Origin of the sequence: Streptomyces sp. NPDC047061 (assembly GCF_040643955.1) — a bacterium.
Classification (GTDB): Bacteria; Actinomycetota; Actinomycetes; order Streptomycetales; family Streptomycetaceae; genus Streptomyces.
Map to the genome: position 1 here is coordinate 41,783 of NZ_JBEYVI010000044.1, position 24,421 is coordinate 66,203.

The 24,421-nt window shown below is 71.3% G+C and carries 17 protein-coding genes; 9 read left to right on the forward strand and 8 right to left on the reverse strand.

Annotated elements, in window-relative coordinates; all coding sequences use genetic code 11:
• Nucleotides 1-13: 13 nt before the first annotated feature.
• Complete coding sequence (locus ABZ887_RS41625) at nucleotides 14-2,029, reverse strand: peptidoglycan recognition family protein (RefSeq protein ID WP_361302410.1); 2,016 nt, start codon at nucleotides 2,027-2,029, stop codon at nucleotides 14-16.
• 290 nt (nucleotides 2,030-2,319) lie between these two features.
• A complete protein-coding gene (locus tag ABZ887_RS41630; protein WP_361302283.1) occupies nucleotides 2,320-3,459 on the reverse strand; it encodes an aminoglycoside phosphotransferase family protein in 1,140 nt (379 codons plus the stop codon).
• Nucleotides 3,460-3,725: 266 nt separating this feature from the next.
• Here ABZ887_RS41630 and ABZ887_RS41635 point away from each other — a divergent pair, with 266 nt between their 5' ends.
• Nucleotides 3,726-5,222 carry a hypothetical protein gene (locus ABZ887_RS41635; protein WP_361302286.1) on the forward strand — a complete coding sequence of 499 codons (1,497 nt, stop codon included), beginning with the start codon at nucleotides 3,726-3,728 and terminating at the stop codon, nucleotides 5,220-5,222.
• A gap of 93 nt (nucleotides 5,223-5,315) precedes the next feature.
• Here ABZ887_RS41635 and ABZ887_RS41640 read toward each other — a convergent pair whose 3' ends face one another.
• Nucleotides 5,316-6,737 carry a SpoIIE family protein phosphatase gene (locus ABZ887_RS41640; RefSeq protein WP_361302289.1) on the reverse strand — a complete coding sequence of 474 codons (1,422 nt, stop codon included), beginning with the start codon at nucleotides 6,735-6,737 and terminating at the stop codon, nucleotides 5,316-5,318.
• A gap of 349 nt (nucleotides 6,738-7,086) precedes the next feature.
• On the opposite strand from ABZ887_RS41640, the gene ABZ887_RS41645 reads away from it, so the two are divergent.
• A complete protein-coding gene (locus ABZ887_RS41645; RefSeq protein ID WP_361302292.1) occupies nucleotides 7,087-7,500 on the forward strand; it encodes an SsgA family sporulation/cell division regulator in 414 nt (137 codons plus the stop codon).
• A 140-nt stretch (nucleotides 7,501-7,640) separates the two neighbouring features.
• On the forward strand, nucleotides 7,641-9,668 hold the full coding sequence (locus tag ABZ887_RS41650; protein ID WP_361302295.1) for a phosphocholine-specific phospholipase C: 2,028 nt from the start codon (nucleotides 7,641-7,643) through the stop codon (nucleotides 9,666-9,668).
• Here ABZ887_RS41650 and ABZ887_RS41655 read toward each other — a convergent pair.
• Nucleotides 9,658-10,683 (reverse strand): Gfo/Idh/MocA family oxidoreductase, encoded by a 1,026-nt coding sequence (locus ABZ887_RS41655; RefSeq protein WP_361302298.1) that lies wholly within the window; start codon nucleotides 10,681-10,683, stop codon nucleotides 9,658-9,660. The two genes, ABZ887_RS41650 and ABZ887_RS41655, sit on opposite strands and share 11 nt — an antisense overlap.
• 66 nt (nucleotides 10,684-10,749) lie before the next feature.
• Nucleotides 10,750-11,844 (reverse strand): chemotaxis protein, encoded by a 1,095-nt coding sequence (locus ABZ887_RS41660; protein ID WP_361302301.1) that lies wholly within the window; start codon nucleotides 11,842-11,844, stop codon nucleotides 10,750-10,752.
• 168 nt (nucleotides 11,845-12,012) lie between these two features.
• Here ABZ887_RS41660 and ABZ887_RS41665 point away from each other — a divergent pair, with 168 nt between their 5' ends.
• Both ABZ887_RS41665 and asnB read left to right on the forward strand, forming a co-directional pair.
• On the forward strand, nucleotides 12,013-12,792 hold the full coding sequence (locus tag ABZ887_RS41665) for an alpha/beta fold hydrolase (RefSeq protein WP_361302304.1): 780 nt from the start codon (nucleotides 12,013-12,015) through the stop codon (nucleotides 12,790-12,792).
• 323 nt (nucleotides 12,793-13,115) lie between these two features.
• Entirely contained in the window at nucleotides 13,116-14,954 is a 1,839-nt protein-coding gene (gene asnB / locus ABZ887_RS41670) for an asparagine synthase (glutamine-hydrolyzing) (RefSeq protein WP_361302307.1), read from the forward strand.
• Nucleotides 14,955-14,957: 3 nt separating this feature from the next.
• Here the strand turns inward: asnB and ABZ887_RS41675 are convergent, their stop codons facing one another.
• The gene (locus ABZ887_RS41675; RefSeq protein ID WP_361302310.1) at nucleotides 14,958-16,592 is read right to left on the reverse strand and encodes an alpha/beta hydrolase; all 1,635 of its coding nucleotides are present in this window, start codon (nucleotides 16,590-16,592) and stop codon (nucleotides 14,958-14,960) included.
• 281 nt (nucleotides 16,593-16,873) lie between these two features.
• Between ABZ887_RS41675 and ABZ887_RS41680 the strand changes: the two genes are divergently transcribed.
• The 3 genes from ABZ887_RS41680 to ABZ887_RS41690 all read left to right on the forward strand — a co-directional run bounded on the left by ABZ887_RS41680 (nucleotide 16,874) and on the right by ABZ887_RS41690 (nucleotide 19,585).
• Entirely contained in the window at nucleotides 16,874-17,590 is a 717-nt protein-coding gene (locus ABZ887_RS41680; protein ID WP_361302313.1) for a chaplin, read from the forward strand.
• A gap of 277 nt (nucleotides 17,591-17,867) precedes the next feature.
• Nucleotides 17,868-18,722: a GNAT family N-acetyltransferase gene (locus ABZ887_RS41685; protein ID WP_361302316.1), complete on the forward strand. Its 855-nt coding sequence runs from the start codon at nucleotides 17,868-17,870 to the stop codon at nucleotides 18,720-18,722.
• A 74-nt stretch (nucleotides 18,723-18,796) separates the two neighbouring features.
• Nucleotides 18,797-19,585, forward strand: coding sequence for a GNAT family N-acetyltransferase (locus ABZ887_RS41690; protein ID WP_361302319.1), 789 nt, complete (start codon nucleotides 18,797-18,799; stop codon nucleotides 19,583-19,585).
• Between the two features lie 90 nt (nucleotides 19,586-19,675).
• Here ABZ887_RS41690 and ABZ887_RS41695 read toward each other — a convergent pair whose 3' ends face one another.
• Nucleotides 19,676-19,939: a GlsB/YeaQ/YmgE family stress response membrane protein gene (locus ABZ887_RS41695; RefSeq protein WP_361302322.1), complete on the reverse strand. Its 264-nt coding sequence runs from the start codon at nucleotides 19,937-19,939 to the stop codon at nucleotides 19,676-19,678.
• Nucleotides 19,940-20,155: 216 nt separating this feature from the next.
• Between ABZ887_RS41695 and ABZ887_RS41700 the strand changes: the two genes are divergently transcribed.
• Nucleotides 20,156-21,589 (forward strand): hydrolase, encoded by a 1,434-nt coding sequence (locus ABZ887_RS41700; protein WP_361302325.1) that lies wholly within the window; start codon nucleotides 20,156-20,158, stop codon nucleotides 21,587-21,589.
• Here ABZ887_RS41700 and ABZ887_RS41705 read toward each other — a convergent pair.
• Nucleotides 21,576-24,323, reverse strand: a complete 2,748-nt coding sequence (locus tag ABZ887_RS41705) for an exo-beta-D-glucosaminidase (protein WP_361302328.1) — start codon at nucleotides 24,321-24,323, stop codon at nucleotides 21,576-21,578. The genes ABZ887_RS41700 and ABZ887_RS41705 overlap by 14 nt on opposite strands.
• Nucleotides 24,324-24,421 lie beyond the last annotated feature (98 nt).

Consider the following 24,421-nt stretch of genomic DNA (forward strand, 5'->3'; position numbering starts at 1 on the left):
ACCCCTCCGTCGGCTACTTCCCGTGGCCGTGGCCGTGGCCGTGGTGCCGTCCGGTCTTCGCGGCCGGCACCACGTCCACGTCGGCTGCGCGGACGAACTCGACCCGGTGGACGTACTGGATCTCGTAGTACAGGTCCTTGCCCACCACGACCTTGTGGGAGTCGGTGCTGAAGGTGACGGCGTAGTAGTACTCGCCCGGCACCTCGTCACCGGCCACGTACTTCTGGCCCGCCGGGATCGTGTACGGCAGCGGGGAGACCGACTGGGCGGGTACCCCGGAGGGGTACGCGGACGCCTCCGGATAGGCACGGCCGTACACCGGGATGCTGGTCCGGCCCGCCTTCGGCGTGATCACGAGCCCGGTCGCGGCGACCGCCGTCGGCGCGCTCGCCGGGTTCTCGAACCACGCCTTCTGCCCGAGGTACCAGATCGCCGTCCAGTCGCCCCAGGTGTCCGCCACCGTGTACTGCTGGCCGGTGGCGGCCCGTGAGGAGAGGTCGTTGACGTCGGTCGTCGGTGTCGTACCGAGGCCGATGTCCTTGATCAGGGCCGCGCTCTCGTCGTGGTCGGAGTACAGCCGTACCGCGCTGGAACCGTGCGCGGCACAGGGCTGGCCCTTGGTGACGCAGCCGGTGTACGTCGGCTGGTTCGTGGCGTAGTCCGGCAGGATCGTCACCACACCGCCCGTCACCACCCGGTGCTTCTTGCCCGCCTTCTGCTTGAAGGGGTGGTCAAGGAGCTCGAAGTAGTGCCGCCAGTCCCAGTAGGGGCCGGGGTCGGTGTGCATCCCGGGGATCGTGGACGTGGTCGGGCCGGGCACGGTGTCGTGGCCGAGGATGTGCTGCCGGTCCAGCGGGATGCCGTACTGCTCGGAGAGGTACTTCACCAGCCGGGCCGAGGAGCGGTACATCGCCTCCGTGTACCAGGCGTCGGGCGAGGCGAGGAAGCCCTCGTGCTCGATGCCGATCGACTTGGCGTTGATGTACCAGTTGCCCGCGTGCCAGGCCACGTCCTTCGCCTTGACGTGCTGGGCGATCAGACCGTCGGTGGAGCGGATGGTGTAGTTCCAGGACACATAGGTCGGGTCCTGGACCAGCTTGATGGTGGTGTCCCAGGAGCCCTCGGTGTCATGGATGACGATGTACTTGATGCTCTGCGAGGCCGGCCGGTCGGCGAGGTCGTGGTTGCCGTAGTCGTTGTCGCCGAACTGGGAGTAGGGCGCCGGGATCCACTGGCACGACACCGTTGTCGGGCACTCCGTCTCGCCGTCCGCCGCCGTCGTGCGCAGCCCGGTCAGCTTCAGCTGCGCGGTGTCGGGCGCCAGGTCGGGTTGGGCGGCGAGGGCGACGAACTGTCCCGCGTCGGTGGTGCGCTCCTCGCCCGTGTGGAGGACGTCGAACACGTCGTTGGCGTAGGCCGCCGCGGTCGCCGTGTCGTCGGCTCCGGAGAAGCGGGCGATCGCGCCGTACCAGTCCGCAGGGTCGGCGCTGAGCGGCTGGTGGAGGTCCTGCTGGGTGGCGGCGAGCAGGGCGGCGCCGCCGGCCACGTTGGCCGCCGCGTCGGTGCGCAGGTCGGCGGCCGGGATCCCGGTGAGCGCGGCGGCCTTGGGGAGGGTCTTGAGGCGGTCCGGGAGCGCGGAGTTCTGCGGGACCTGCACGCTCGGGTGCAGGGCGGGGCGGGCGCTGTCGCCGCGGGCGTCCTCGGTGCCGTCGGCGAAGTGCTCGGTGGCCGTCGCCAGCGCGGTGTGCGCGTCGGTGAGGTGCATGGGGCCGTAGCCGCCGGTCACGCTGGGCGCGCCGGCGTGCATGTCCCAGCGGGACTGGAGGTAGGAGACGGCGAGCAGCACGCTCTGCGGCACGTGGTACTCGTCGGCGGCGGACGCGAACGCCCGCTGGAGCAGTCCGGCGGACGACTCGCCGGTGTCCGGTGGGGGTGCCGCGCCCAGCAACGGCAGCAGCAGAGCCGCGGCGGCGACGGCTCCGGCCGTCCTGCGCGTACGTCTGCCGCTGTGCGGGGGTGCGGGCTCGATGACGGATCCTCGCAATGCAGCCTCCTGGGGCGATGGGGCGCGACGGGGCGTGCGGGGCTGAGCGTGGCTCAGTGGTACCGGCTTGCCGACGATCCGTCAATCATGCCCAGAGAGGCAGGAATTCCCATGTCATGCGATGATCGTGGGAGTTTCGCGGTGGTGGGCCACAGGCCTGCGGGGCGTCAGTGGCGTACACCAGTGGGCGCCGGGGACACTCCCGAAAACACCCCGCACATGCGAGGATCCGCGGCGCGCAGTTGCCCTGAGCGCACCGCGGATCCTCGTCCCCGTCAGCGAGTGCCGACCGCCGCGCGTACGGCCCGGCGGGCCAGCTGGCAGTCGTCGTGCAGCCGCCGGAGCAGCAGCCGTTGTTCCTCGCCGGTCGGCGCGGCACCCTGGTGGGCCGTACCCGGTGCCGCCGGGGTCGCGTCGTGCATCGAACGCTGCACGGCGGTCTCGTAGGTCCGGATCTCCCGGGTGAGGACCAGCATCAGGTTCACCAGGAAGGCGTCCCTGGAGGCGGGCCCGGCCGACTGGGCGATCTGGCTGATCTGACGGCGCGCCACCGGTGCGTCCCCGAGCACCGACCAGAGCGTCGCCAGGTCGTACCCCGGCAGATACCAGCCCGCGTGCTCCCAGTCCACCAGCACTGGACCGGCCGGGGACAGCAGGATGTTCGAGAGCAGGGCGTCGCCGTGACAGAACTGGCCCATTCCCTGGCGGCCGGCCGCGACCGCGATGCCGTGCAGCAGCTTCTGCAGGTCACCCATGTCCCGGTCGGTGAGCAGCCCCAGCTCGTGGTACCGGGCGATGCGGGCCGGGTAGTCCACCGGGGCGTCGAAGGTGCCCGCCGGGGGCCGCCACGCGTTCAGCCGGCAGATCGCGCCCAGCGCGGCCCGGATGTCCGCCCGGGGCGGGGCCTCCGCCGGGTGGCGGTGGACCGCCGCCACCCGGCCGGGCATCCGCTCGATCACCAGCGTGCAGTTGTCCGGATCCGCCGCGATCAGCCTCGGCACCCGGATCGGCGGCCGGTGCCGGACGAACGAACGGTATGCCGCTATTTCGTGGCGGCTGCGCTCCGCCCAGGCGGGGGAGTGGTCCAGTAGACACTTCGCCACGGCCGTGCTGCGCCCCGTCGTCCCGACGAGGATCACGGACCGCCCGGTGCGGCGCAGCACCTGCACGGGAGAGAACTCCGGGCAGATCCGGTGCACCGACGCGATCGCGGTGCGCAGTTGCGCACCCTGGGGGCCGGACAGGTCGAGTCTGCCGCTGAGGGGCTGGGTGCCCAGACCCGTGGCGCGCCGTTGCCGGCCCACGACCGGTACTGCGGCCCCTGGACGCGCGGGGTCGAGATAGGGTCCGCCGCCCGCCGGGCGGGGGCGCAGTGACCGGGGCGGAGCGGACACGGAGGACGATGCTGCGTACATGGGCGATACAGATCCCTTCGTGTACCTGCGGTGCCTGCCTGAGAAGTCCTGTGAGGGGTTCTCGCGCCCAACCCGTCCCGGCCGCCCGGGCACACCCTGGGGAGTGTGCCCGTCGAGTGGCGACCGGGTCGGGGTGGCGCGTTCCTACCTGACACCCGTTGCCCAGTGGCACACCATCTGGCGCACCCTGGCGAACCGTGGCGAATAGTCGCCCGGCAACCGGCACGGGGCTACTGTCAACTCAGCCGAGAACCTGGGGGCTTGACGTGACCGGAGAACCCAACACCCGCCTGTCGGACCTGTTCGGCCTGGCCGGCTGGTCCAAGGGTGAACTCGCGAGGCTGGTCAACCGGCAGGCGGCGGCCATGGGCCACCCCCAGCTGGCGACCGACACCTCCCGGGTGCGGCGGTGGATCGACATGGGAGAGATCCCGCGCGATCCGGTGCCGCGGGTGCTGGCGACTCTGTTCACCGAGCGTCTCGGCCGTGTCGTGACCATCGAGGACCTCGGTCTGGTACGGCACGGGCGTACGGGAAAACGGCCGGACGACGGGAACGTGGAACATCCCGACGGCATGCCGTGGGCGCCCGAACGAACCGCCGCGGTCCTCACCGAATTCACGGGAATGGACCTCATGCTCAACCGACGCGGCTTGGTGGGCGCGGGTGCCGCGCTCACCGCGGGATCCGTACTCAGCAGCGCCATGTACGAGTGGCTGCACACCGACCCCACACTCAAGGCCGACGCCCCCGTCCTCGACGACCCTCTGCACGCCGACCCCGCTGGGTTCGACCGCTACGAGGCCGCCCCCATCGGGTCCGAGGAGATCGAGGAACTGGAGCGCTCCGTCGAGGTGTTCCGTGCCTGGGACGCGGCCCGCGGCGGCGGGCTGCAGCGCAAGGCCGTCGTGGGACAGCTCAACGAGGTGGGCGGCATGCTCGCCTACCGCCACCCCGAGCATCTCCAGCGGCGCCTGTGGGGCGTCGCCGCCAACCTCGCCGTCCTCGCGGGCTGGATGTCGCACGACGTCGGCCTCGAGCCCACGGCCCAGAAGTACTTCGTCATCGCCGCCCACGCGGCCCGTGAGGGCGGCGACCGGCCGCGTGCCGGGGAGGCGCTCTCCAGAGCGGCTCGCCAGATGGTGCACCTCGGCCGGCCCGACGACGCACTGGACCTGATGAAGCTCGCCAAGTCCGGCTCGGGCGACGAGGTGCTGCCGCGCACCCGGGCGATGCTCTACACCATCGAGGCCTGGGCACAGGCGTCGATGGGCAAGGGCCAGGCGATGCGCCGCACCCTCGGCCAGGCGGAGGACCTCTTCGTCTCCGACCGGGGCGATGTGCCGCCGCCGAGCTGGATGCAGATGTTCAGGGAGGAGGACCTGTACGGCATGCAGGCCCTCGCCTACCGCACGCTGGCCGAGCACGACCCGGCCGCGGCCGTGCACGCCCAGCAGTACGCGGAGAAGGCCCTGACACTGCGGATCGACGGCCGGCAGCGGTCGAAGATCTTCGACTTCCTCTCCATGGCCTCCGCCTGCTTCATCGCGGACGACCCCGAGCAGGCGGACCGGTACGCCCGGCTGGCCCTGATGTCGATGGGATCCAACTCCTCCCACCGCACCTGGGACCGGCTGCGCCAGATGTACCGGCTCACCGCCGAGTACGCCGGCTATCCGAAGATCCAGGAACTGCGGGAGGAGATCAAGCTGGCCCTGCCCAGGGCCAGGAGCAAGGGGAACAACAGCAGCGCACAGGCATAGGGGGCCTGCGCGCTCGACACGAGCCGGCTGAGCGCCGACTCGCACACCACCTCGGCTACTCCCACACCGCGGTCGGTTACTCCCACACCGCGGTTACTCACTCACCCTGGCGACGAGCACGCAGGCCTCGTCCTCACGCTCGCTCTCGCCGAACTCCTCGACGACGGCCCTGACACAGTCCTGGGCGGTGTGCGCCGCCCCGAACCGGGGGGCCAGGCCGAGGAGAGCGTCCAGAGAGTCCGTTCCGCTGTGCCCGGGCACCACCCCGTCGGTGTGCAGCAGGAGCAGATCGCCTGGTTCCAGGGTCACTTCGGCCTGCCCGTAACCGGCTCCCGAGGTGACGCCGAGCAGCACGCCGTCCGGCGCGCTGAGTGCACACCCCGTTCCGCCGCGGAACAGCAGCGGGGCGGGGTGTCCTGCCTGTGCCCAGGTCAGGGTGCGGGTGGCGGGCCGATAGCGGCAGCACACGGCGCTGCCCAGCGCGGGTTGCACGGTGGCGTCGAGTAACTGGTTGAGCAGGGACATGAGTTGCCCGGGGCGGGTGCCGGCCATCGCCATCCCGCGTACGGCGCCCAGCAGCATCGTCATGCCCGAGGCGACGGCGACGCCGTGCCCGGTGAGGTCGCCGACGCTCAGCAGGGTGTCGCCGTCGGACAGCTCCAGCGCGTCGTACCAGTCGCCGCCCAGCAGGGTGGTGGCCCCGGACGGCAGGTGGTGGGCGGCGACTTCGAGCGTGCCCGGCCCCCGGCGCGGGAGCCGCAGCGCGCCGCGCCCCGAGGGCAGCACGGCCTCCTGGAGTTCGACGGCGAGCCGCTGTTCGGTCTCGGCCTGCCGGCGGTGGAGCTGCATCGTGTCCCGCGTCTCGCGCACCGTGCGCTGGTTGCGCCGCAGTTCGCTGACGTCCCGCAGCACGGCCCACATCGAGGCGGTGCTGCCGCCGCCGTCGAGCACCGGTTCGCCCATCATGTGGACGGTCCGGACCTTCCCGTCGGGTCGCAGGACACGGAACTCGCCGTCGATGGGCCGGGCGTCGACCAGGCAGTCGGTGACCATCGCGGTCAGCCGGGAACGGTCCTCGTCCAGTACCAGGGAGGGGAGTTCGTCGAGGGTGAGCGCGGGCGCGGCCGGGTCCAGGCCGAGGATCTGGAAGAGCTCGCCCGACCAACTGGCCTCGTCCGTCAGGAGGTTCCACTCTGCGCTGCCGACCCGGCTGAGCAGCGAGCCCGGAGCGGGCGAGGAGCGTCGGGCGGGCGGCGCCACCACCCCGGCCGGCAGGGGTGTCGGACCGTCCCGCAGCTGGGCCAGGTGCTCGTCCAGGTCGTTGAGTTGATGGAGCGCCAGGTCGTACAGGGCGCGCTGCCAGCGCTCCTCGGGGTGTGAACCGGAGTTCTGGGTGTCCCGCCGGACCGCGTCCACGTCGCCCTTGAGCCGCCGCGTCTGCGATATCAACGCCTCGACCGAGCCGCGCCCGGGCGGCTGGGCGGCGGGGCGGTCCGCGGAGACATGGGACGGCATGACGCACTCCGATGCGGGGACTGTACGGCCAAGGCGGACGGTGGGACCGGTTACGACTGTTGCACAGCCTGCGACGCCCTGTAAGGGATTTGGCAACACACGATACGGTGGTGCTTCTGGCATATGCCAGAGTCTTCATGGGCTGGTCGACCCCCATGAAAGGCGTACGCGACCGGCTGGGGCAAGTCGTAGTCGGACTACGTGACTTGGCGGACTTCGCGGGGTCTCCGTGTCGCGCTCGGGCGATTGTTCGACACCTCTGTGTTCACAGTGTCGCGGTCTCGGCCAACCGCGGCAACTCTGTCCGGATTTCGCGTCATGCAAGAGGCCTTCTCGGAGTCCTACAGGCATGGACATCACTTTCGAGCAACCCGCCCGCGCCCGGCTGATCACGGCCGAGGACGAGGAGGTTCCGGTGCCCGCCACGCTCCGGTACACCTCCGGTGATCCCCTGGCCGTCTTCGTCGACTTCCCGGCCGAGGTCACCCTCGGCGGCGAGGAGGTCACCTGGACCTTCGCGCGCTCGCTCCTCGACCAGGGGCTCACCGCCCCGGCCGGACGCGGGGACGTCCACATCTGGCCCTGCGGCCCGGGCCGGACGGCCGTGGAGTTCCACTCGCCGCACGGCCTCGCCCTGCTCCAGTTCGACACCCAGGCGCTGTTCCGGTTCCTGCTGCGCACCCACGAGGTGGTGGCCCCGGGGCAGGAGGACCTCGAGGCGGTCGTGGAGCGGGGCCTGAGCACGCTGTTCGGAGGCGTGTGAGGCGCCTGAGGCGCTACCGACCCGTACTTTGACTTTTGTTCACTCCCGCCTCACCGATCCGGTCCATGCCCTGCCGATCGCCTCGTGCACCCTTGCGCGCGGTGTGCCGCCCGGGCGCACCGGTGACGAGGACGGGGCGAATGACACCGATCAGCCGAAGAGGCTTCGTGGGACTGGGCGCTTCCGTGGCGGCGGGCATGGCGGCGGGCGCCGTCGGCCCACGTGCCGCGGCCGCCGCCCGGAGCGCGGCGACCGGCACGATCTCGGACGTCAAGCACGTGGTGATCCTCATGCAGGAGAACCGCAGCTTCGACCACTACTTCGGACGCCTCAAGGGCGTCCGCGGCTTCGCGGACCGCAGCGGCATCACGCTCAGCGGCGGCTATCCGGTCCTCAACCAGCCGAACGGCTCCGGCCGCCAGTACCCGTGGAAGCTCAGCGCCACCCCCGACGCGGGCGGCAAGGACGGCGAGACGCTCGCCCAGTGCAACGGCGACCTCCCGCACTCCTGGTCCTCCCAGCACTCCGCGTGGAACAAGGGCCGCCTCGACAACTGGGTCGCGGGAGTCGGCAACGTCCGCTCCCTCGGCTACCTGGACCGCTCCGACATCCCCTTCCACTACGCGCTCGCCGACAACTACACGATCTGCGACGCCTACTTCTGCTCCACCCTCAGCGCCACCGGCCCCAACCGCACCTACCTGTGGAGCGGCAAGGTCGACTCCACCAGCTACGACGGCGGTGACGAGTCCGGCCTGACCTGGCAGAACTACGCCGAGGCCCTGCAGAGTGCCGGAGTGACCTGGAAGGTCTACCAGAACGCCCAGGACAACTACGGTGACAACGGCTGCGCCTACTTCAAGAACTTCGCGAACGCCAAGGCGGGCAACCCCCTCCACGACCGGGGCATGTCCTCGGTCCCCGCGGTGACCGGCTCCACCCCCGACGACATCGCCGCCGCCATCAAGGCCGACGTGCTCGCGGGCACCCTCCCGCAGGTCTCCTGGGTGGTCGCCAACCAGGCGTTCTCCGAGCACCCCTACGCCCCGCCCGGCGACGGCGCCCACTTCGTCAACCTGGTCTACCAGGCTCTCGCCGCCGACGCGGACGTCTTCGACTCGACCGTCCTGTTCCTCAACTACGACGAGAACGACGGCTGCTTCGACCACGTCCCGCCCCCGGCCCCGCCCGCCGGCACGGCGGGCGAGTTCCTGAACGGCGTGCCGTACGGCTTCGGTTTCCGGGTCCCGATGATCGTCATCTCGCCCTGGACCCGCGGTGGCTGGGTCTCCTCCGAGGTCTTCGAGCACACCTCGGTGCTGCGCTTCCTGGAGACCTGGACCGCGGCCCTCGGCAAGCCCGCGAACTGCCCGAACATCAGCGCCTGGCGGCGCTCGGTGAGCGGCGACCTGACCGGCGTCTTCGACTTCGCCAACCCCGTCCACGGCGCCGTCTCCCTGCCCGCGACCGGCGTCATCGGCTACGCCACCTGCGGGCCGCTGCCCAACCCGGTGCCCACCACCAACGCCCTGCCCACCCAGGAGTCCGGCACCCGCCCGGCCCGCGCGCTGCCCTACCAGCCGGGCGGCTATCTGGACCACCTGGAGTTCGGGACGGGCGGCAGCATCCGCGCCTGGTTCACCATGGCCAACCAGGGCACCCCGGCGACCCGGGCGGCCCATTTCGCCATCCACCCGAACGCCTACCGGGACACCACGCCCTGGCAGTACACGGTCGCCGCCGGGGGCACCGCCTCCGACTACTTCAACATCGGCACCGGATACGGCGCCGGCAAGTACGACCTGACCATGACCGGCCCCAACCGCTTCCTGCGCCGCTTCCTGGGCGACGCCAACCAGGCGGGCAAGTCCGCCGAGGTGAGCACCCGTTACGCCGTGGAACCCGGCACCGGCAAGCTCGCCGTCTGGTTCAAGATGGCCAACTCGGGCTCGTCGGCGGTGAAGTTCACCATCACCTCGAACAACTACCGTACCGACGGCCCCTGGACGTACACGGTCGCCGCCGGATCCTCGACCGAGGACTACTTCAACGCCGTCGCGTACCAGAACGGCTGGTACGACTTCACGATCACGGTGGACTCCGACGCGACCTGGTCGCGCCGGTTCACCGGCCACCTGGAGACGGGCGCCGCGAGCGTCAGCGGCTGAGGCCCGCGTACAGGTCCGGGCGCGGGGCGAGGTCGACGGTCGTACGGCCGCCGCTCTCCAGCGCCCGGACCCCGGCCTCGGCGACCACGGAGGAGGCGTAGCCGTCCCAGGCGCTCGGTCCGGTGACCCGGCCCTGCCGGGTGGCGTCCACCCAGGCCTGCAGTTCGCGGTCGTAGGCGTCGGCGAACCGCACCAGGTAGTCCTGGGCCACCTCCTCGCGGGCGCCGCCGGCCGAGGTGACCAGCATGGTGTGGTCCTCGCCGATCCGGGCGCTGCCCTGCTCGCAGACGGCCTCGCAGCGCACCTGGTAGCCGAAGCCGCAGTTGACGAAGACCTCGACGTCGACGAGGGCGCCCCCGTCGGTCTCGAAGAGCACCAACTGCGGGTCGAGCAGCCCCTCGGGGGCGCCCGAGGAGGGCCGCGGCCGGAGCACGGTCACCGCGGTCAGCTCCTGGCCGAGCAGCCAGCGGGCCGCGTCGATCTCGTGCGACACCGAGCTGTCGATCAGCATCGCGCTGGTGAAGCCGGGGGGAGAGGACACATTGCGGTGGACGCAGTGCAGCATCAGCGGGCGGCCCAGACGGCCCCCGTCCAGCAGGGACTTCAGACGCCGGTACTCGGCGTCGTAGCGGCGCATGAACCCGATCTGCGCCAGCCTGCGCCCGAGCTCCGCCTCGGCCTCCACCACCCGCAGCGCGCCGGTGGAGTCCGGCACCATGGGCTTCTCGCACAGCACCGGGAGTCCGCGCTCGAAGGCCGCGAGCAGCGGTTCCTCGTGCGCCGGGCCGGGCGAGGCGATCAGCACGGCCTCCACACCCGGCGCGTCAAGGGCGGCCAGCGGGTCCGCGTGCACGGTGACGCCGTCCAGCCCGGCCGCCGCCTCCTTGGCACGGTCGGGGTCGGGGTCGGCGACCGCCGCCACCCTCGCACCGCTCACCACCTGGTCGAGTCGGCGTATGTGGTCGGCTCCCATGTGTCCGGCACCCAGTACCGCGACGCCCAGCAACTCAGCCACGCCCACACACTCCCTCTCGGCCGACGATCACGTTCCAGAGCCTACGTCGGCCGGTCGGGGGGCTCGTCAGTAGCGCAGCACGCCGGCGATGCCGCTCTCGTCGCCCAGGGTGCCGTCCGGCACGAAACGGACGGCGGCGCCGGTCTCCAGGCACTGCTCGACGATCTCGTCCACGATGTCGTCGCGGGCGTCGAGGTCGCCGCTCGCGGCCGGGACCAGGTGGTCGCCGTCGTCGCGGACCGTGGTGCGGTAGTTCTCCTCGACGGCGAGCAGCCGCACGCGGCCCTCGCGGGCGTTCTGCCAGACCTCGTCGACGCCGGCCGCGAACGTCTTGTGACCGCGCGCCGACTCGAGTTCGCGGGTCACCGAAGCGGTGCTCCTGCGGGACTCCGCCTGCAGCAGCGGGGTGATCGCCTGCCACACGGCCTCCGGGCCGGCGTGCGCGAGTCCGCCGTGCTGCACGGAGATGCTGTGCCTCGCCACGTTGCCGAGCTCGTCCCACAGGGAGAGGGCGGCCTGTTCACCGGTGACGTAGAGCGGCCGCGGATCGTTGCGCAGCAGCGCGGCCATCGCCGTGTCCGCGTCCCGCAGGAAGTGCTTGGTGCCCTCGTCGCGGAAGGTGCTGGGCGTGTCGCCTATCTGCTCCTGGCGCTCGGCGTCGAAGTTCACCGTCGGGCGGGTCAGCGGGAAACCGCCGGACCGGCTCTCGGTGACCCGGTCGATCCCGCCGTTCCACAGCGTGATCCGGTCGGCCGAGATCGACAGCACCCAGAACGGGCGCTCGGCGGCGTGCGCCGAGACCAGGTTGCGGGTCAGGAAAGTGTCCGAGAGCACCACGCGCTCGGGCACGCTCCGGGCCAGCGACCACACCTGGTGCTCACCCGGCGCGGCGAAGATCACCAGACCGTCCTCGCTGTAGGTCAGGTCGACCTCGGCGAGCGCCTGTTCGAGCTGCCTGACGACGTCGGAGCGGCGGTCCCGGGTGATCGCGGGATCGGATTCCAGCTGCTTCTTCGCCTCGGCCACGACATTGCGCAGCCGGACGGAGTCCTGGGTGTTGTCGGGCTCACGACGGTGTGTCGGCGTCAGCACCGAGACGGCCGGATAGGGGCGCGGGCGGCGCAGCTCGGCAAGGGTCGAAGGACTGAGTGCGTGCTCCATATCAGCACCATAGGACCGATTCGCCATTGCGGCATTTGGGGTAATTCATCGACACCTTCGGGTCCGGGGCGAGCCGTGACCGGGTTGAGGCCCGCGGGCCGGTGACGGAGGGCGGGGCGGCCGGTTACCGTACCCGGCAGTAACCGGATCACGCCCCAGGAGGCCCCCATGCCGCAGCTCGAAGTCGACGGAGCGGCGCTGACGTACGACGACGAGGGCCCCCGTGACGGCGGTGCCGCACCGCTGGTGTTCATCCACGGCTGGACCGCGAACCGGCACCGCTGGGACCACCAGATGGCGCACTTCGCCGGGCAGCGCCGGGTGATCCGGCTCGACCTGCGCGGCCACGGCGAGAGCACCGGGGCCGGGGTGAAGACCATTGTCGAACTGGCCCAGGACGTCACCGCCCTCCTCGACCACCTGGAGGTCGACCGCTTCGTCCCCGTCGGTCACTCCATGGGCGGCATGATCTCCCAGACCCTCGCGCTGGCCCACCCCGAGCGGGTCGAGCGGATGGTCCTGGTCGACTCCATCGGCCGGATGGCGTACAGCCGCGGCCGCGGGCTGCTGATGGCGGCCTCGACCCTGGTGCCGTTCAAGCTGTTCGTCGCCGCCAACATCCAGCGGGCCTTCGCCCCCGGCTACCCGCGCGAGCAGATCCGGGAGTACGTCCGCGCGTCCGCGGACACCCCGCGCGAGGTCGTCATGACGCTGTACGGCGCCATGCGGGCCTTCGACGTCCTGGACCGGGTCGGCGAGATCGCCGCGCCCACCCTGATGGTGCACGGCTACCACGACATCCAGCTGCCGGTGGGGCAGATGCTGCGGATGGCCAAGGCCTACCCGGACGCGGAGGTCCGGATCATCGACGCGGGCCACGAGCTGCCGGTGGAGCGGCCGGCCGAGCTGACGGCGACGCTGGACCGCTTCCTGACGCCGGCCGCATAGCGCGAGCCCCCGACTGCACCAGGTGACCGGCGCCCGGCGAAAGCCGCGGCGCCGACCCGTTTGGGGAACTTTTTGCGCTTGGCCGGTTCCGGGCCGAGGGAGCCCGAAGCGAGGCGGGTTCGCGGCCCCCGCGCGGGCAAAGCGCGTCCGAAACCGAGGGTGGGGTACTCCGTTCGTGTTACGTCCAGGTTGACCGGCGGGGATCCCGGGCGCACGCTCGTCATATAGGTGCTGAATACAAGTGGTTCGCTCGGGCAATCGCCTCCGCCGCGAAACCGCAGGTGGCGCGCATGGCCCGGCTGACCGACAGCAGGAGGTAGCACATGTGTGGCATCACCGGCTGGGTCTCCTTCGACCGCGACCTCACCACCGAGACGCGCGCATTGGATGCAATGACGGAGACCATGGCCTGCCGCGGTCCCGACGACCGGGGCACCTGGAGCGAGGGTCCCGCCGCCCTGGGCCACCGCCGGCTCGCGATCATCGACCTGCCCGGCGGCCGTCAGCCGATGACCGTCCGCACCCCGGACGGCACCGTCGCGATGGTCTACTCCGGGGAGGCCTACAACTTCACCGAGCTGCGCCGCGAACTCACCGCCCGGGGCCACGAGTTCACCACCGACTCGGACACCGAGGTCGTGCTCCGCGGCTATGTGGAGTGGGGCGACACCGTCGCCGAGCGGCTCAACGGCATGTACGCCTTCGCCGTCTGGGACGGCCGCCACGACAAGCTCGTGATGATCCGCGACCGCATGGGCATCAAGCCCTTCTACCTGTACCCGACCCCGGACGGCGTGCTGTTCGGCTCCGAGCCCAAGGCGATCCTGGCCAACCCGCTGGTCCGCCCCCGGGTCGGCCTGGACGGGCTGCGCGAGCTCTTCACCATGGTCAAGACCCCCGGGCACGCCGTCTGGGAGGGCATGCGCGAGGTGGAGCCCGGCACCGTCGTCACCGTCGACCGCGACGGCCTGCGCACCCGGGCCTACTGGCGCCTGGAGACCCGCCCGCACCCCGACGACCGCGACACCACCGTCGCCACCGTCCGTGAACTCCTCGACGACATCGTGCGCCGCCAGCTGGTCGCCGACGTGCCCCGCTGCACCCTGCTCTCCGGCGGCCTGGACTCCTCCGCCATGACCGCCCTCGCCGCCCGGCAGCTCGCCGTGCACGGCGAGAAGGTCCGCAGCTTCGCCGTCGACTTCGTCGGCCGGACCGACAACTTCGTCGCCGACGAGCTCCGCTCCACCCCCGACACGCCCTTCGTGCACGACGTGGCCCGGCTCGCCCGCACCGACCACCAGGACATCGTCCTCGACGTCGCGAGCCTCGCCGACCCCGCGGTCCGCGAACGGGTGATCCGGGCCCGCGACCTGCCGGCCGGGTTCGGCGACATGGACACCTCGCTCCTGCTGCTGTTCCGCGCCGTCCGCGACCAGTCCACCGTCGCCCTGTCCGGGGAGTCCGCCGACGAGGTGTTCGGCGGCTACCTGCAGTTCTTCGACGAGGGAGCCCGCACCGCGGACACCTTCCCCTGGCTCTTCCAGTTCGCCCGGCACTTCGGCGACGACTCCGACGTGCTGCGCCCGGACCTCGCCAAGGCCCTCGACCTGGAGCACTACGTCGCCGACGCCTACCACTCCGCCGTCACCGGCATCCAGCGCCTCGACGGCGAGAGCGACTTCGAGTACCGCATGCGCCGCATGAGCTACCTGCACCTCACCCGCTTCGTCCGCGCCCTGCTCGACCGCAAGGACCGGATGAGCATGGCCGTCGGCCTGGAGGTCCGGGTGCCGTTCTGCGACCACCGGCTCGTCGAGTACGTCTACAACGCGCCCTGGGCCCTCAAGTCCTTCGACGGCCGAGAGAAGACCCTGCTGCGCGAGGCCACCCGGGACGTTCTCCCGCAGTCCGTGTACGACAGGGTCAAGAGCCCCTACCCGTCCACCCAGGACCCGGAGTACGGCCGCGCCCTCCAGGACCAGGTCAAGGACCTGCTGGCCCGGCCCGACCACCGGGTCTTCGACCTTGTCGACCGGGAGAGGGCGGACCAGGCGGCCCGCCGCACCGAACTGAGCACCCAGGCCGACCGGCGCGGCCTGGAACGCACCCTCGACCTGGCCCAGTGGCTCGACCTCTACGACCCGGAGCTCACCCTCGGCTGAGCCTCAGCCCGACGAGCCGGTGACGGCGCTGCCGTCACCGTCCGCCGGACAGGAGCTGCCGTCGGCCGGCAGCGTGCCGTACAGCAGGAAGTCGTCGACCTTGCCGCGCACACACCTGGACGACGTGTACCCGGTGTGGCCGTCGCCCCTGTTGTCCAGCACCACCGCCGACGGACCGAGCCGTTTCGCCGTCTGGACCGCCCAGCTGTACGGCGTCGCCGGGTCACCGCGCGTGCCCACCAGGAGCATCGGCGCGGAGGGCACGTCCTTCACCTCGTCGCGGATGAAGTCCGTACCGCGCGGCCGGCCGTAGCAGAGCATCACCTGCGTCAGCCGGAACCGGCCGAACACCGGGGACGCCTGCTCGTACTCCTTGCGCAGCCGGGCGACGTCCGCGGTGAGCCGCTCGGCGCTCGGCCGGTCCGGGTCGTCGGCGCAGTTGATCGCCATCAGCGCGGCCGACAGGTTGTCCACGGGGATGTCCGAGCTGTTCACCAGCCCCCCGTTGGGCCCCCGCCCGACCGGCAGCGCGGAGCCGCCGGACGCGAAGTTCTGCACCCCCCGGGTGTCCCCGTCGTCGACCAGCGAGGACAGCGCCCGCGCCAGCTTCGACCACAGCTCCCTGCCGTACAGCCCCTGCCCGATGGCCTCCACCAGGTCCTGACCGGTGAACGGGCCGCCGAAGTCGGAGGGCACCGGGTCCTCGTCGAGGGAGCGCACCAGCTTCAGAACCGCCTCGCCGGCCTTGCGCCGGTCCTGCCCGAACGGACACCCCAGGTCGGTGGCGCACCAGTCCAGGAAGTCGTCCAGTGCCGTCTGCTGCCCCCGGGCACCGGCCACGCCCTGCTCGGCCAGCGACTCGGTCAGCGTGTCCACACCGTCCAGCACCATCCGGCCCACCTTGTCCGGGAACTGCGCCGCGTACACCGCGGCCAGCTTGGTGCCGTAGGAGAAGCCCAGGTAGTTCAGCTTCCGGTCGCCGAGCGCCTGGCGGATGACATCCAGGTCCCGGGAGGCGTTCACGGTGCCTATGTGGGACAGCACGGGCCCGGAGTTCCTGGTGCAGCGCACCGTCAGCTGCTTCAGCGCCTTCATCAGGGCCTGCGGATGCGCGACGTCGGGGGGTTCGCCGGCGTTGCCGCCGTCCGGGAACTGCTCCGGGCCGTCGCCGCAGCTCACGGGGGAGGAGCGACCGACCCCGCGCGGGTCGAAGCCGACCACGTCATAGCCGTTGGTCAGGCTCATGAACTCCTTGCCGTCCTGTCCGAGCTGGCTGACACCCGAACCGCCGGGACCGCCGAAGTTCAGCAGCACCGAGCCTCGAGACTTACCGGTCGCCCGGTAGCGGGACAGCGCCAGGTCGAGGGTGCCGTCGGCCGGGCGCGCGTAGTCGAGGGGGACGGTGACCTTGGCGCACTGCATGTCCTTGGGCAGCTCGCCGTCCTCGCACGCCGTCCAGCCGACCTTCTGCCGGTAGAAACGGGTCAGGTCCGGCTGCTTCTCGCCCGCCGTCGCCGTCGCCGTCGCTGTCGCCGTGGCCTCGGTCGCGGGCAGCCCGGCGCCCAGCAGGGCCAGCGCTACGGCACCGGCGCCGGCGCAGCGCCGCAGGACGGGCCGGGTACGGGGCACGGCAGGCATCGAGGGCCTCCAGAGACGCTCCGTGGCGGACCGGATACAGGGCTTTCGCCCACCATAAACGGACTCCGTGCGTCCCGCCCGCCGGTGAGCGGGCGGGCCGGGGGCGCCGCATTCTCCGTGTGATCATCCGGTTTCCGTGCCCTTGCATACTTTTACTGATGTTTCGAGTGGGGTGTCACTCGATGGGGTGAAAGGTCAATAAGCCATAACTCACATGGTTCGTATGCGTTTTAACCGTTGCGGGCGAGCGCCCGCAATCATGTCTGGAAGGCAGGGAACCTATGAAACGGGTTACCCGAAACGGTGTGATCGCCGTCGCTGCCGCCTCCGGTGCGATGGCCGTGGCGGTCCCGGCCTGGGCCGACGCGGGCGCGGACGGAATCGCGGCCGGTTCGCCCGGGGTGATCTCCGGCAACGGTATCCAGTTGCCGGTGCACATCCCGGTGAGCGTCTGCGGGAACACCGTGAACGTGGTGGGGCTCTTGAATCCGGCGGCCGGCAACACCTGCGTGAACAAGGGCGGCGGCTCCGGTCACGGCGCTCCCGGCGGCTCGGCGACGTCCGGTGGCGCGTCCGCGCAGGGCGCCGAGAAGGACTCGCCCGGGGTGATCTCCGGCAATGGTGTCCAGTTGCCGGTGGACGTCCCGGTGAACGTGTGCGGGAACACCGTGAACGTGGTGGGGCTCTTGAACCCGGCGGCCGGCAACACCTGCGTGAACACCTCCGGCGACCACCCGAGCCCGCCGAAGACCCCCACTCCGGAGCCGCCCAGGGCTCAGCCGCCGGCCCCCGAGCCGCCCGCTCCCGAGCCGCCGGCCCCTACGCCGCCGAAGACCCACACCCCTCCCAAGGTGCACCACCCCGCCGAGCCGCCGGTCGAGGGCACCCTCGCCCACACCGGTACGGACCTCACCGGCGCCGCCGTGGCGGGCAGCGCGGCGCTGCTGCTCACCGGGACCGCCCTGCACCGGCGCTTCCGCCCGGGCCGGACGCGCTGACCGGCCGAGGTGATATCAGGGCGGGTTGACGCGCGGCGCATCGGCAGGCCCCACCGGACCCGACCGGTGGGGCCTGCGCCGTGCACCCGCCCGCCGCCGGCCGCAGCGAACGGCCGCCCACTCCGTTCGGCGAGCGTGCGGCCGTCGTCGGGCACGGCAACGGCTTGATCCCGTCGTGGCGCGGTGTCCGGTGATCGGGAAGGATGCTGCGGGCGCGCGGCACCGGTCGCCGCGCGGTCGGACACCCGCCAAGGACGCTGAAGAATGGAGCGCATCGATGACCTCTCCGGCCCCCCAGGACCTCGTCGTCACCCGGGCCACCCCCGACGACTGGCCGGTGATCGTCGGCTGGGCGGCGGACGAGGGCTGGAATCCCGGGCTGTCCGACACCACCGCCTTCTTCGCGCAGGACCCCGACGGGTTCTTCGTCGGCCGCATCGACGGTGAACCGGTGTCGGCCATCTCGGTCGTCAACTACGGCGCCGACTACGCCTTCCTCGGCTGGTATCTGGTCCGCCCCGGCCTGCGCGGCCAGGGCCACGGCCTCACCATCTGGAAGACCGCGCTCGCCCACGCCGGCAACCGCACGGTCGGCCTGGACGGCGTGGTGGCCCAGCAGGACAACTACCGCCAGTCCGGCTTCGAACTCGCCCACCGCACCGCCCGGTTCGTGGGCGAGGCCCCCGCCGCCGAGACCCCCGCCGGCGTCCGGCCCGCCGGCGCCGCCGACCTGGCCGCCGTCACGGCGTACGACAGCGCCTGCTGCCCGGCCGACCGGCCGCGCTTCGTGGCCGCATGGCTGACCGGACCCGGTCACAAGGCCTTCGTCCGCCACGACGGCGACCGCCTCACCGGCTACGGCGTGCTCCGCCCCGGCCGCGACACCCTGCGCATCGGCCCGCTCTTCGCCGACACCCCCGACGACGCCTGCGCCCTGTTCACCGCCCTCACCGCAGAGGCGGCCGGCCGCCAGGTCGCCATCGACGTACCCGAGACCAGCACGGCCGGTGTCGCCCTCGCCGAGGCGGCCGGCCTCACCCCCTCGTTCGAGACCGCCCGTATGTACACGGGCCCGGTCCGCGACCATGCCCGTGAGCGGGTCTTCGGCATCACGACGCTCGAACTGGGCTGACCGCCACCCCGGGCGAACGGCTGCCACCCGGAAATGGCGTTGCGGCCGTCGCGTCCCGATGGTGGAGTGCCCGGATGGATCATCGAACCGTACTCGCCCTGTACGACCGTGACATGCGCGAAGGCGCCCGGCCCGACGGGCCCGGCGCCCGGATCGAGCGCGTGGGCGCGGTGGTGCGCCAGGTGGCGGACGCCGAGGGGTGGAACGGCGTCCTCTGGTCGGACCTGGACGAGGCGACCGCGGATCGGGCCATCGCCGAGCAGGTCGAATTCTTCGCGGCCCACGGGCGGGAGTTCGAGTGGAAGGTCTACGGCCACGACCGGCCGTCGGACCTCGGCGACCGGCTGACCGCGGCCGGGTTCGCGCCGGAGCCGGAGGAGACGCTGATGGTCGGGGAGGTCGCCCGGCTGAGCCTCGACGCCGCACTGCCGGACGGCGTACGCGTGGTGCCCGCCACGGACCGGGCGGGCATCGAGCTCATGGTGGAGGTGCACGAGAAGGCCTTCGGCACGGACGGTTCGCCGCTCCGGCACCGGCTGCTGGCGCGGCTCGCCGAGCAGCCGGACAGCATGGTCGCGGTGATCGCGCTCGCCGGGGACGAGCCGGTCAGCGCCGCCCGGGTGGAGCTGGTACCGGGGGCGCGGTTCGCCGGACTGTGGGGTGGCGGCACGGTGGAGGGGTGGCGCGGGCGCGGCGTGTACCGTGCCCTGGTCGCCCACCGGGCCCGTGTCGCCGCCTCGCACGGTTGCCGGTACCTCCAGGTGGACGCACTGCCCATGAGCCGGCCCATCCTCGAGCGGCTGGGCTTCGCGGCCCTGAGCACGACCACGCCGTACCTCTCACCGAACACGACCACGCCGTAGCTCTCTCCGAAGTAGGCGGACGGGCGGCGTGCCCGCGCGGCGGGACCGCACCACTCGGTGCGTGCCCGCCGCGCGTGAGGCGCGCTCCGGTCACCGGCGTGCCTTGGAGCGGTCCAGCGCCGCGATGCCGAACGCCGCCAGTGCGATCTGGATGAACCACTCGATCCAGTCGGGTCCCTTGGTGTCGGCCACGCCGAAGCCCGCCGCGATCGCCGAACCCAGCAGGGCAGCCACGATGCCCACGACGACGGTCCACAGGACACCGACGTGCTGGCGGCCGGGGACGACCAGGCGCCCCAGCACACCGATGATGAGTCCGATGACGATGGCGCTGATGATGCCCGAGATCTCCATGTCCGCCCCTCTTCGTCTGTACCCCGCTGCTGTCCAATCTGCCCGCTCAGTGCGGAGGCAGTCCCGTCCGGTTGTTACAGCGGTTTTCTGTTCACCGACCCGACATGCCATGTACCTTTCAAAGGGTCGACGCGTGTAGAAATCTCAAGCAGGTTCTACGCGCGCAGAGTTGGCGCCCGCACCGCCTCTACCCCACCCCTCATGGAGGTTCGCCGGATGCTTGGATCCAGCAGATCCCGCCACAGACTCACCACCGCCCTGGCCGGGTTCGGACTGCTCGTCACGGGAGCCGCCCTCCAGGTCGGCACAGCGGCCGCCCCCGCTCACGCGGCCACCACCTACCGGGTCCTGTTCGACGACGGCCACGCCGAGGAGGCCGGCAACGCGGACTGGATCATCTCCACCAGCAAGCCCGACCCGCTCTCCCAGGACTCCTCCCCGTCCTCGGAGACCGACTGGACCGGCGCGCTGTCCTCGTGGGGCGTAGCCCTCCAGAAGACCGGCAGCTACAGCATGAAGACCGCGACGAGCGCGCTCACCTACGGCGGTTCGTCGACGACCGACCTGTCGAACTTCGACGCCCTGGTCCTGCCCGAGCCCAACACGCTGTTCACGACCGCCGAGAAGACCGCGATCATGAACTTCGTGAACAACGGCGGCGGTCTGTTCATGATCTCCGACCACACCGGGGCCGACCGCAACAGCGACGGCTACGACGCGGTCGAGATCTTCAACGACCTGATGACCAACAACAGCGTCGACTCGACCGACCCGTTCGGCTTCTCCGTCGACACGCTGGACATCAGCTCCGGCTACCCGGCCGCGATCAGCGACAGCAGCAACGTGGTGCTGAACGGCTCCTTCGGCACGGTCACCAAGAGCCTGATCGCCGACGGCACCACCGCCACCCTCAAGCCCTCCGACAACTCCAACGTCAAGGGCCTCGTATACCGCAGCGGTTACTCCGGCAACACCGGCGCCTTCTTCGCCACCAGCGCCTTCGGCAGCGGGCGGGTCGCGTTCTGGGGCGACAGCTCCCCGATCGACGACGGCACCGGCCAGTCCGGCAACACGCTGTACGACGGCTGGAACGACACCGGCGCCACCAACGCCGCCCTCGCCCTCAACGCCACCGCCTGGCTCACCGGCGCGAGCAGCGGCAGCGGAGGCGGCGGCGGAGGGGGCGGCGGTGGCACCTGCACCTCCGCCCAGCTCCTCGGCAACCCCGGCTTCGAGTCCGGCAACACCACCTGGACCGCCAGCAGCGGGGTCATCACCAACTCCAGCAGCGAGGCGGCCCGTACCGGCTCCTACAAGGCCTGGCTCGACGGCTACGGGTCCGCCCACACCGACACGCTGTCCCAGTCGGTGACCATTCCGTCCGGCTGCTCCGCGACGCTCAGCTTCTATCTGCACATAGACACCGCGGAGACCACCACCAGCACCGCCTACGACAAGCTGACGGTCACCGCCGGATCCACCACCCTGGCCACGTACTCCAACCTCAACGCGGCCTCCGGATACGTCCTCAAGAGCTTCGACGTCTCCTCCCTGGCCGGCACCACGGCCACCATCAAGTTCTCCGGTGTCGAGGGCTCGACCCTCCAGACGTCCTTCGTCGTCGACGACACCGCGCTCAACGTGAGCTGACCGGGACGGACGGTTCCGGCAGGCCCGCCGGAACCGTCCGCTCCACCGTGTTCCAGCCGGAGACCCGCACCTGGGGCGCCGACCCGTGCAGGTCGGCGGTCCGGTAGGTGGCCGTCAGTGTCGCCGACTCGCCCGGCCAGAGGCTGACCTCGTTGTCCGACCACCGGACCGGCAGCACCGGCCTGCCGTTCGCGTCGACCAGATGGACGTCCGTCAGCAGGGACGGGGTCTTCCCCGTGCCCGTGTTGCGGACGGTGACCGTGGTGGTCGACGTGCCGTCGGCCTCTGTCGTCGACGCCGTCGCCGTGACCGGGACCTGGGCCATCGAGGACAGTCCGGTCAGGTCGGCGTAGCCCGTCGTCGGCGTGTGCCACCAGTCCGTCTTCGCCCAGTCGAGGGTGTCGGCCTTGGTGGAGAGCCAGTAGACGTTGCGGCTCACCTCCTTGCCGTCGGCGTCGGCGAGGACCAGCCGCGCCAGGTAGGTGGACGACAGCCCGGTCACCGACGCCGGCAGGGTGAGCGCGGTGCTGTGCGCGCCGTCGCCCTGGACCGAGACGCCGCTGACGGTCTGGTCGTACTTCTGGGTGCCGTCGGGGTTGAAGAGGGTGACCCGTGCGGTGAGCCCGGAGACCGGTGTGTGCCGGTTGTTCACCACGGCCACCGAGCGGTCGTCGTACGCGTACTGGACGTGCAGCGGCTCGTTGGCCTTCTTCGCGCCGAAGTAGGCTCCGCCCTGGTCGAGGTAACGGTCCATCAACTGCCAGTGCAGGGACGTCCAGCCGCTGTTGAACATCCAGTACACGACCCCGGTGGACGGCTTCGAGGCGTCGGTCTGGTTGCGCCCGTACGCCTCGTACTGGGCGCGGACGTTCTCGTACTGGGCGAGCTGCGCCTTCCTTACGTAGTCGGCGAGGCTCTTCGGGGCGCCGTAGCGGCCGGTGAGGGCGGCGTCGTAGACCTTCAGGGTGCCGAAGGTCGCGGACGGCGAGCGGTGGTACTGCTTGGCGTCCGGGTTCTTCCAGAGGGTGTCGAGTTCGGCCGGGGTCATCATCCGGCGCAGGGTGTCGAGGGTGGGGATGTCCGGGCCGGCGCTGGTCTCCGAGTTGAAGCCGGTGGCGCCGCCCTCGCGCTTGGCGTACCAGTAGCCGGGCGGGATCCAGTCGTAGGGGCCGGTCATCTTCATGCCCGAACTGCCCAGCTGGGGAGCCGACTTGTCCGAGGCGGCGGGAACCACCGGGACGGCCCAGTCGACGGCGTTCAGGGCGTCCAGATAGTTCTTCTCGATCGTCGCGTCGGGCGCGGCGTCGCTGCCGATCAGGAAGGAGACCACGCTCGGGTGGTCACGCAGCCGGGCGGCCTCGGCGGCCATCGAGGCCTTCGCGACCTGGTAGTCGGCGGCGGTCCACTTCTCGCCGCTCTCACCGGGGTTGGTCTGCCCCTCCCACTTGTCGCAGCACTCCCAGCCGGGCAGGGTGAGGACGCCCAGGCGGTCGGCGAGGTCGAAGAACTCGTCCGGCTCGATGTGGCCCTCCAGCCGGATGGCGTTGAGGCCCAGGTCCACGGCGTATCTGAGGCGGTCCTCGGCATAGGTGCGGTCCCAGCGCAGGAACTCGTCCGGTGACCAGCCGCCGCCCTTGATCAGCAGCCGGCGGCCGTTGATCGAGTACTGGCGGGCGCCGTCGGAGTTCAGCGGGGCCCGGACGTCCCGGATGCCGAAGGTCTCGTGGGCGGTGTCCGACGCCGTGCCGCCGACCGAGGCGCCGAGGTCGAGGTCGTAGAGCGGCTGGCCGCCCATGTTCGCCGGCCACCACACCTTCGGGGAGGTCAGGTGCAGCCCCGGGGTGTCGGCGGGGGTGAAGGTGACACTCTTGGTCTGGTGGGCCGCGAGCTCGACCGACCTGGTGAGGGTCACCCCGGCGACGGTGCCGGAGACCTCGGCGGTGACCGGGGCGTCCGAGTCGTTGCGGGCCTCGGCCTTCACCGTCAGGTCGGCCGTCGCGAGGGACGGCACCGCGAGCTTCGTCACCACGTGCGCGTCACGCAGCGCGACCGGGCCGCCGCGCCGGACCAGGACGTCACGGACGATGCCCATGTTCTGGTCGGGCGGGGGCTGGAGCCAGTCGAGCCAGCCCATGGTGAGGTTCTTGTTGGGGTTGTTGGGCTGGATGCGGAAGGCGACCGTGTTGGCGCCCTCCTTCACCAGCGAGGTGACGTCCAGTTCGTGACGGGTGTAGGCGCCGGTGACGTCGGCGGTGGTGGCGACCTGACGGCCGTTCACATACACGTCGGCCGCCGAGATCACCCCGCTGAAGTCCAGGTAGGTGCGGTGCGAGGGGTCTGTGACCGTGAAGTCGCTGCGGTACCACCAGGGGACCTGGAAGGGCGACTTGGGGATCTTCTGGAGGTTGGTGGAGACGAACGGGTCGTCGTGGACGCCGTCGGCGAGCAGCGCGGCGAGGACCGTGGAGCGGGGTCCCGCCGGATACCAGCCCTGCGTGGGGTAGCCGGGGGAGGAGACCGCTGCCGCGGAGTCGCCCACGTCGGCCGTCGACCGGATCGCGTAGCCCGACAGCGGGGTCGCGGACCCGGCGTCGGACGGCACCCGGGTGATCCGGGCTGGCCCGTGCGCCGGGTCGCGGGCCCCGGCCCAGGCGCTGGTGTTGAGTGAGCAGAGCAGTCCCAGGGCCACGGCGGCCGGGGCGAGACGGTGTCCGGGGGCACGGCGAGGGAACACGATGGTCTCCAGGCTCGTAAAGTTAGGAAACTTTACTAACCCGGCTCAAGCTAGGTTGCCGCGGAGGCCGTGTCAATCACCGTGGGGCCCGCGCGAGT